The sequence below is a fragment of the Wocania arenilitoris genome (assembly GCF_021728535.1).
GTDB lineage: Bacteria > Bacteroidota > Bacteroidia > Flavobacteriales > Flavobacteriaceae > Wocania_A > Wocania_A arenilitoris.
In genome coordinates this window covers 288,370-297,814 of the sequence record NZ_JAKKDU010000002.1, presented here as the reverse complement: position 1 = coordinate 297,814, position 9,445 = coordinate 288,370, and the positions used below count along the sequence as shown (strand labels likewise).

The 9,445-nt window shown below is 35.4% G+C and carries 5 protein-coding genes; all 5 read left to right on the top strand.

Going from position 1 to position 9,445, the window contains the following annotated elements:
* The first annotated feature begins 28 nt into the window (after positions 1–28).
* The 5 genes from L3X37_RS02675 (at position 29) to L3X37_RS02655 (ending at position 9,428) form a co-directional block, all read left to right on the top strand.
* Positions 29–922 carry an IS3 family transposase gene (locus L3X37_RS02675; RefSeq protein WP_369409868.1) on the top strand — a complete coding sequence of 298 codons (894 nt, stop codon included), beginning with the start codon at positions 29–31 and terminating at the stop codon, positions 920–922.
* A 54-nt stretch (positions 923–976) separates the two neighbouring features.
* Positions 977–3,154 carry an alpha-N-acetylglucosaminidase gene (locus tag L3X37_RS02670; RefSeq protein ID WP_237238627.1) on the top strand — a complete coding sequence of 726 codons (2,178 nt, stop codon included), beginning with the start codon at positions 977–979 and terminating at the stop codon, positions 3,152–3,154.
* Between the two features lie 176 nt (positions 3,155–3,330).
* Complete coding sequence (locus tag L3X37_RS02665; protein WP_237238626.1) at positions 3,331–4,857, top strand: alpha-N-arabinofuranosidase; 1,527 nt, start codon at positions 3,331–3,333, stop codon at positions 4,855–4,857.
* 370 nt (positions 4,858–5,227) lie between these two features.
* A complete protein-coding gene (locus L3X37_RS02660; protein WP_237238625.1) occupies positions 5,228–7,789 on the top strand; it encodes an alpha-glucuronidase family glycosyl hydrolase in 2,562 nt (853 codons plus the stop codon).
* Positions 7,790–8,027: 238 nt separating this feature from the next.
* Positions 8,028–9,428, top strand: a complete 1,401-nt coding sequence (locus tag L3X37_RS02655) for a sulfatase-like hydrolase/transferase (protein ID WP_237238624.1) — start codon at positions 8,028–8,030, stop codon at positions 9,426–9,428.
* The last annotated feature ends 17 nt before the right edge of the window (positions 9,429–9,445 follow it).

The following is a 9,445-nucleotide window of genomic DNA, read 5'->3' as shown; positions in this document are numbered from 1 at the left end:
AAGTAGCTGCTGAACAGTTGGGCTATAAATCTGTCCTAGAGCTAAAAAAAAAGCTAAGTATCAAACCTTAATCAAGGCCAGAGAAAAGTCAAAGGGATTTGCATCCTTATCAACTATAACTGCCTGTTTCGGACTTAAACGTGATGCTTACTACAAATATAAACGTAGAGAAGACAAACGTTTAGAGATGGAGAAAAAAGTGGTTGCAATAGTAAAGAACAGACGCAAATCCCTTCCTAGAGAAGGTGTTAGAAAACTTACCAAATCATTAAAACAAGAGTTTACCAATGCCCATTTAAAAATAGGTAGAGATACCTTATTCAATATTCTTAGAAAACACAATATGCTTACACTTAGAAAGAAATACAGCTCAAGAACCACTAACTCTTACCACAGGTTCTACAAGTATAAAAATATCATTAAAGATTTAGAAGTTAATAGACCTAACCAAGTTTGGGTAAGCGACATCACATACATTAGAACAATAAAAGGCTTCTGCTACTTAGCTCTAATTACAGATATGTACAGCCGTAAAATAGTTGGATACGACATTAGTAATAGTTTGGAGCTTAAAGGCTGTCAAAGAGCTTTAAACAAAGCTTTATATCAAGCTAAAGATACTACTGGACTTATTCACCATTCTGATAGAGGCATACAGTATTGTAGTAATGTTTACACACAAATACTCAAACGAAACAACATAGGCATCAGTATGACTGAAGAAAATCATTGCTATGAAAATGCAGTCGCTGAACGTGTAAACGGTATCTTAAAAGACGAGTTCTATCTTGACCAGACCTTTGACAGTCTGCAACACGCAAAAAAAGCAACAAAAAATGCAATTAATTTATACAACCAAATAAGATTACATTTATCTTTAGACTATAAAACACCTAATATGGTATATTTAAAAACAGCTTAATTCAATTTTAACCTGTAGCCATATTTCAGGACTAGACATTAAATGGGAAAATTAATGAGGAAAATTATTCAACCAGTAAAGACTGTTTTTATTCTAATCATAAGTATGTACATGCTTAATTGTACATCAAACACACAAAAAATAAAGAATAATACAGATCCGGCACAACAAGTAATAAGCCGCATTGTAGGAGAAGACAATATTGATAAATTTGAATTTAATCTAGATTCAAACTTACATCAAAGCTATTCTGTAAAAGTTGAAGATAACAAAGTTCATGTATCTGCATCATCTCAAGTCGCATTATGCAGAGGAGCTTATGATTATCTTTCAAATGCCTGTAATTCAATAGTTAGTTGGTCGGGAAATAATATACGTATTCCTGAAACATTACCTGATTACAGCCGCACAGTAAAATCTCCGTACAAGTACAACTATTATTTTAATATAGTAACACACGGTTATAGTACTACATATTGGGATTGGGTTCGTTGGGAAAAAGAAATTGATTGGATGTCAGTACACGGTATTAATATGCCTCTATTACCAGGTGCTCACGAAGCTATTTTGCAACGAGTTTTTAGAAAACTCGGGTTATCAAAACAAGAAATTGATAGTTATTTTACAGGCCCAGCTCATTTTCCATGGAATAAAATGGGAAATATTACAGCGTGGGATGGGAAAATTCCAGATGCTTTTTATGAGAAACAAATACAATTAAATCATAAAATTCTTAATAGAGTAAATAAATTGGATATGCACCCAATTGTTCCTGCTTTTGCAGGTTTTGTTCCTTCAAGTATTAAAAGACTGTTTCCTGAAGAGAAAATACGAGAATTAAGTTGGGGAGGGTTCGCTAAAGATTATCATACTTATATTTTAGAGCCTGGAAGCGATCTGTTTTTAAAAATTGGAGAAATGTATATTAAAGAATATGAAAAAGAATTCGGGAAACAAGAATTTTATTTAGCTGATAGTTTTAACGAAATGGATGTGCCTCTTTCCGAAGATTCGACAACAGCACTTAAAGAGCTTTCTGCTTACGGAGAATCTGTTTACTCTTCAATAGAAAAAGCTAATCCTGATGCAGTATGGGTAATGCAAGGGTGGACATTTCCTTATCAAAAAAAAGATGGGAAATTATTTTGGACAGCAGAGCGACTACATGCCTTAATTTCTAAAGTTCCCGATGATAAATTAATGATATTGGATTTAGCTAATGAGTATAATAGATTGTGGTGGAAGTCAGATCCATCTTGGAAAATGTATTCTGGTTTCTTTGGCAAAATGTGGATCTATTCTTTCATACCCAATATGGGAGGAAAAACAGCAATGAATGGCAGACTAGATCTGTATGCTAAAATGCCTTCGGAAGCATTGAAATATAATAAAAAAGGTAATTTAGTTGGTTTTGGTTTTGCTCCCGAAGGCATAGAGAATAACGAAATTATATATGAATTACTTTCCGACATAGGGTGGACAAGTGAAGAAATTGACCTTGATAAATGGGTTGAAAAATATGCTACAAGACGTTATGGCGCATGTCCTCCAAACATGAAAAAAGCTTATAATCATTTTAACAATTCATTTTTTGGAAGTTTTACGGATCACCCGAGAAATACATATCAATTTCGACCAGATACAAAAAGTAGGGGAACTGTAAACAAATCTGATGAGATTAGACAAGGACTCGCTTTGTTTTTAAGTTGTAAAGATGAAATAAAAAACAACGAACTTTATGAAATAGATGTTATTGAAATTACTTGTCAATACCTGGGCTTAAAAGCTGATGAATTACTAGTAGAGTTTCAAGAAACTGGAGAAAATAATATGGCTAGTCTAAGTGAAGCCCTACAAATCATGTCAAATATCGATAGATTACTGGAGTCTCATCCTTCTTGGAAATTAAAAATCTGGACAGACTATGCGAAAAAATGGGGGACTACACAAGAAGAAGAAGTATATTATCAATCGAACGCTAAACGTTTAATTACTACATGGGGAGGCGGTGTAAACGAGTATGCAGCTAAAACATGGAGTGGATTAATTCGAGATTATTATATTCCAAGATGGAAGCTGTATTATGAAGCAAAAGCAAATAACACAAACTTTGACATCTTAGAGTGGGAAGAACAGTGGATTAAATCTACAGGTATTTCAGAAGTAAAACCATTTAATAAACCAATTGAAATGGCTATTAAATTATTTAATGATCAGAAAAACAAACGCTAACAAAAAATATAGTGCATTTGGCAGATTGTGCTAAATATGTAGATGATAGTAATAAAGAAAATAGTAATAAATTGAAAGTTTGGAGCGTTGAAATGCCAAACGCACCATATTCAAACCGTTAAGCGCAATGGAACATATCCAAGTTGGACTAAAAGAAAACATGCAAAGCCGGAATAATGAAAACAACGATTTTAATTATTAGCCTTTTATTGACAGTGAGCCTTTCCGCTCAAAACACCCTGGAACTGAAACCGGATACATTAACCGTAAAAATTAACAAAGAAATTTACGGCCATTTCTCCGAGCATCTGGGAACTTGCATTTATGAAGGTATATATGTTGGTGAAGATTCGGATATTCCTAACATTAATGGATATAGAAAGGATGTGGTAGAAGCTTTTAAAGAATTAAAAGTTCCTGTATTGCGATGGCCCGGAGGTTGTTTTGCAGACACTTACCACTGGAAAGACGGTATAGGCCCTAAAGAAGATCGCCCCTCAATAGTAAATGTGTTTTGGGGTGGTGTTACCGAAGATAATAGTTTTGGCACCCATGAATTTTTAAACTTCTGTGAATTAGTAGGTACCGAACCGTATCTGAGCATCAATGTTGGTTCGGGAACCGTTCAGGAAGCTGTTGAATGGGTAGAATACATTACTTCGAGTAACAAAAGTCCAATGACTGATTTGCGTAAGAAAAACGGGCGTAAAAATCCCTGGAATGTTAAATACTGGGGGATTGGTAACGAAAACTGGGGATGCGGCGGAGACATGGCTCCCGATTACTATGCAAATATTTACAGGAATTACTCATCATATATACGTAGCAACAATTATCATAAAGTAATATGTGGTCCATCCGGTGGTGATACCAAATGGACGGAGTCTATTCTCAAGGGATTGGAAGGTAAAACACACCTTGCCCAGGGAGTTTCTTTGCATTATTATACATTGCCAACCGGTGACTGGGGGAGCAAAGGTTCTTCAACTGAATTCAAGGAAGATATGTGGTTTGCAACACTGCGCAATACCATGTATGTTGAAGATTTCATAAAGAAACATCTGGCAATTATGGACAAATACGACCCGGAAGGAAAGATGAAATTAATTGTTGATGAATGGGGTACATGGTACGATAAATTGCCAGGAACTAAGGAAGGCTTTCTACAACAACAGAATACTGTCCGAGACGCTTTAGTTGCCGGCATTAACCTAAATATTTTTAACAACCATGCTGACCGCATAAGTATGGCAAATATTGCGCAGATTGTGAACGTACTGCAATCGGTTATTCTGACTAAGGGTCATGAAATGGTTAAAACCCCTACCTACCATATATTTAAAATGTACAATGTTCACCAGGATGCCAATCTTATTCCTATCGACTTAGAAACTGAAAACTATGAGTACAAGGGTGAGTCTATCCCGGCTTTAACTGCCTCCGCTTCGGAAAAAGATGGCATAGTAAGTATTACCATAACTAATGCAAATCCCAATAAGGAAATTCCTATTGACTGTCAGCTCAGAAACGATTTCAAATCAGTAAGCGGAAAAATAGTTGCCGGTAAAGAAATTACAGATTTTAACGACTTTGGCAAAGAGGAGAAAGTTTATATTTCAGATTTTACGGTTGGGAAAACAAAGAATGGAGAATTGAAAATCGAAGTTCCTGCGCATTCTGCAATTTTGGTTCAGCTACAATAAGTTTAGTTTAAATAGTAATTTGTTGTTCGGTACCAAACATGTATTTATTGTTAAAAATTGCCAGTCGTTTTTCGAAATGGTTTTTGAAGCTAGAATTTCTAATAGGAGAACGCCAGCGTACAACAATGCAATGTGTAAAATAATAGCCGATTCGGGGGGGGGTAAATTCAAGGATTGTAGCCCGATCCAATTTTTTTGTAACCTGATAGGAATGAGGCTTACAATCGGCTACTATTCTTACACTAACCGTTATCTGTCATTTTGCAGATATACTCTTCGATAAATCAATGAAAATAAAAAAGACAACCAAATGAAAAGCATACCAATTTTAGTTCTGTTAATAATCTTTCTTACTAGCTGTACAAATCAGATGCAGACAATTGACATTGTTATTCCAGTAAATGCTGATAATATTGAAGAGCTGGCAGCTAACGAATTGAGTAAATATCTGCACACTATTTATCCAAACCATGAGTTTCCAGTAGTAACTGCTTCAAAAAAGAAAAAGAATATATACATAGGTACAACGGAAAAACTACCAAAAGACCTATGGCCTGAATCTGCTATTCCATCAAGTAGTGAAGGGTTTTCGATTCATCGTAAAAATGACAACACAGGCGTTATTACCTCCGCTGGCAGTATGGGGCTCTTATATGGTGTTTATGGGTTATTGGAAAAAATGGGGTATTCATTTTTGTTCAGTGGCGACTACGCTCCTTCACTAAAAGAAAAATTCAATTTTGACGAATGGGACATGGTTAACGAACCATTGGTAAAGGAAAGAACTGTGTTTAACTGGCACAACTTTCTAAGTGGTTGTACCGCATGGAATTTCGAGAATTGGGTAATGTGGATAAACCAGTCTCAGAAAATGGGTTATAACACCATTATGGTTCATGCTTATGCCAATAATCCAATGTTCACATTTGAGTATAACGGATTTAAAAAACCTGTAGGTTACCTAACAACTTCAGCAAAAGGTAGAGATTGGTCAACTGAACATGTGAATGATGTAAGAAGGCTTCCGGGAGGAGATGTCTTTAGTTCACCTATTTTCGGCAGCAAGGCTGGAATTGTTCCCGATGAAGAGAGAGTTGAAGCAATACAGCAATTAATGAGTCGTGTTTTTCAGCATGCAGAAGATAGAGGTGTTAAAGTAAATTTTGCACTTGATTTTGACATGGTAGCTGCAATCCCTCAGGAAATGGTTGCCACTATTCCAGAAACTGATAAATTCATGGTAAATCATAAAGGGATTCTTTGGATGGGAGAAAAGCCTGGCGATGTTTGGTTGCCGCGTCCAGATCGCCCCGAAGGATATGATTATTATAAAACCCAAGCTGCTGCTCTGCTTAAATTATATCCTCAAGTCGATAAATTTGTATTGTGGAGACGCTCTGATGGTTCCGTTTGGGACGAGTTAAAATACAGCGAAATTCCGGAGGAATGGCAAAAAGAATATTTTGCAAAATTAGATGAGAATCCAAAAATAAAAGAAATGAAACAATCGGTTGGAGCTTTTTCACAGGCTAAGTTGGCTTACGCCTACCATAAAGCTTTTACCGAACTAAAAAGAGATGACATATCAGTAGCCTTTGGCACATGGCGCTGGCCTTCGTTACCTGCAATGAATGAGTTTTATCCAGATTCCGCCACCATTTATATATTAGATTCTGAAATAATCAGAGGAGAAATGCATTTGCATAATCAATCCATGATTGATGATATATCAAAATGGAGCAAACCAGGTAAGATAATTCCCATTATCTGGCCCCACCATGATGACGGTGCTTACATCGGGCCACCATTACCTTCATTTGAGAATTTTAATAATACCTTGATTCAGCTTAAATCAGATGGGTTTGGAGTGATTCATTGGATGACTAGACCGTTCGACATTTTTTTCCTACATCATTCCAAACAAGTCATGTTGAACACACAAAACCAATCAATAGAAAAGACTATAGATTTTTATAGTGAAAAATGGTTTGGTGAAGCAAATAGCGCGGTGATGGCCTCATATATGAAACTTTTTGTAAATGACATGCCTGCATTTGGTCGTGAAACAAATCCATATTTTATTGATGTCCATCAAAATAAGAAATTTGATGATGCACAAAAAGTAATAAGGCAATGCGATGAGAGACTAGATTTACTGAACAAGACAAATATTGAAGAGTTTACCGCAGACGCCAAAGAGAACTATTTGTTTTTTGTAAATTATGAAAAATTTGTAAAGATATTTTTCGAGCAACAGAGTATATTCCTGAGTTTTAGAGAAAAGTTTGAAGCCAAAGATTTTAATTCTGCAAGGTCTATTGCTAATCAATTTCAACCAGATACTGTTCTTGAGCAATATGCTAGAACCATTCAATTTGGGCAAATTACTGCTGGAGAACAAGGGCTTCTTTTTTCAATGGGCTTACGATGGTTGCCACGATTTTTATCTATGAAGCAATTGGTGCAGGAAGAAGATATACGCATCAACTTTAGCAATACATCACACGAAGAACTAGCTCAACTAGCAGGTACAAAAACCTATTTTATTGATTCTGATAAGAACTATTGGAAAGTATTAGGTGAAAAAGAAACAGGGAAAACAGTAGTTGAAAATTCAGTTAAGGGTGCAGAGTATGGTGAATTATTTGAAAAAGGCATTTTACTCGATGCTAATACAAATATTACTCTTAATCCTTTAAGTGGCAGAGAAAAACTAATTGCAGGAGAATATGACTTGAAGTTATTACTCGCATCAGAGGGAGCAATAAGTAGCATAAAGGTCGATATTAATGGTTTAATTAAGGATGTATTAATTAATAAGTTTACTATTAAGAAAATTAGTATTAAATTTGACGGCACGGCAAATCCTGTAATTAAATTTACCTCTCAGAAAGGGAAACCAATATTATGTGGATTAATTCTGGAACCATAAAAGAACGACAGATAACATTTTGTATAAGTAGTAGCAGGCAAAGTACTAAATATCAAGGTTTGTAATCCGCTCAAACTGCGTAGCGGTTTGATAGGGAATTACCACGCAATCTGCCACTACTCATACAATTTACCGTTGTGGCGTCCGGAATATGTTAATAGAGAGAAAACTATAAGTACAAGAATTAGATGGGATCTAATATACTAAGTTCCCTGCATGTTAAATTAATACAAAACTGATGATAAACAAAATTTTTAAATTGAAACTCAGATTAAGTATATCTATTTTTTTACTAAACATAAGTATCAATGTATTTAGCCAAAACAATGAGGCAAAAAGTGAAAAGCCAAATGTTATATTAATTCTTGCAGACGATTTAGGTTACAAAGATGTGGGATTTAATGGCTGTGCTGATTTTAAAACCCCAAACATTGATAAGTTGGCTGAGGGTGGTGCTATTTGTACTAATGCTTATGCTTCCCATTCTTTTTGCGCTCCAACAAGAGCTGGAATAATGACGGGTAGATATCAGCATCGCTTTGGTTTTCAAGAAAACCCGAGCCAACGTTTTCACAATTTAGGACTACCTGAATCGGAAGAAATACTTCCTAAAGTGTTGAAACAGGCGGGTTATACCAGTGCCTTAGTTGGGAAATGGCATCTTGGGGTAATGAAGAACCAACATCCAGTACATAAAGGTTTTGATAAATTTTATGGATTTACCGGAGGTGGACATCATTATTATCAATGCGACCCTAAAGTCAATAACGATCATTCATATACGGCTTTAATTGAAGAAAATGGTAAGAGAAAAAGCTTTGACAATTATCTAACAGATGATTTAACTGATTATGCTTTAGATTTTATAGAAAGAAATGCAGAGCAGCCTTTCTTTCTTTATCTTTCGTATAATGCTCCACATACTCCTCTTCAAGCACCTCAGGAATATTTAGATAGGGTTTCTAACATTGCCGATAAAAAAAGACGAATCTATGCAGCTATGATTACGGCATTGGACGACGGTGTTGGGGCTATAATGTCTCTGTTAGAAATGTTGAAGATTGAGGAAAATACACTTGTGTTCTTTATGAGCGATAATGGTGGTACTCCTGGTACATGGTCGGATAATAAACCCTTTAGTGGAATGAAAGGAACTGTTTTAGAAGGAGGGATTCATGTTCCTTATGTGGTGTACTGGAAAGGGAAAATTCAACCACAGATTTATAAACATTTGGTTATGAGTTTTGATGTTTTTTCTACGGCAACAGAACTGGCAGGAATATCTCATAAGACAGATAAGAAGATTGACTCGAAAAACCTGCTGCCTTATTTGCTCAATGAGAAGAAATCTAAACCACATGATTTTCTTTATTGGACCCAGGGGCACTTTCAGGAAGCATTGCGTTGGGATGATTATAAATTTATCAAAATCGATGGACAAGAAAAGTTTCTATTTAACCTAAAAAATGATGTTGGCGAGACAACAAATATTAGTAAGAAAAAAAAGGGTAAGTTGAAAAAAATGAATAATGCATTTGATAGCTGGAAATCAGAAATGCCTGAAACCAAACACCTGTCAACCGGTATAGCCATTAAATTACAGCAGGAAGTTATTGATAATTTAAGAAGTAAAAAGTAATTTTTTTAACTCTTAAA

What these genes read in the sequence shown, in the direction of transcription:
- L3X37_RS02660 (WP_237238625.1), top strand. Translation starts at nt 5,228, where the DNA reads ATGCAGACAATTGACATTGTTATTCCAGTAAATGCTGATAATATTGAA.
- L3X37_RS02670 (WP_237238627.1), top strand. Translation starts at nt 977, where the DNA reads ATGAGGAAAATTATTCAACCAGTAAAGACTGTTTTTATTCTAATCATA.
- L3X37_RS02655 (WP_237238624.1), top strand. Translation starts at nt 8,028, where the DNA reads ATGATAAACAAAATTTTTAAATTGAAACTCAGATTAAGTATATCTATT.
- L3X37_RS02665 (WP_237238626.1), top strand. Translation starts at nt 3,331, where the DNA reads ATGAAAACAACGATTTTAATTATTAGCCTTTTATTGACAGTGAGCCTT.